The organism is Pseudomonas sp. AKS31 (assembly GCF_023634765.1).
GTDB lineage: Bacteria > Pseudomonadota > Gammaproteobacteria > Pseudomonadales > Pseudomonadaceae > Aquipseudomonas.
On sequence record NZ_JAMLFX010000013.1, the window covers coordinates 171,009 to 171,267 of the forward strand.

Genomic DNA, 259 nt, shown 5'->3' on the forward strand with positions numbered 1-259 from the left:
TATTCAAGCGCAGGCAAATAACCGGGATAAGCGCGTATCGACGGGCGATAGACAGATGCCGGCGGTTTCATGCCCAGCGCGGTGTGCGGTCGGTGGTGGTTGAAGTCTTGGATGAAATCCTGAAAAGCCAGCTGCTGGCGCACTAGGTTTTCCGCCGGTGGCACTGCTGCCTTTAGCGTTCGATGCATCCGTTCATGTCGACCATTTTGGTCGGGACGGCCAGGCGTAATCGTTTCGACATGGATTCCAAGCCTGATGA

The 259-nt window shown here is 56.0% G+C and carries 1 protein-coding gene; it reads right to left on the minus strand.

Going from position 1 to position 259, the window contains the following annotated elements; genetic code table 11:
* Nucleotides 1-259 (minus strand): integrase core domain-containing protein (locus M9827_RS28085; RefSeq protein ID WP_284676983.1); only part of this gene is annotated, 259 nt, incomplete at both ends.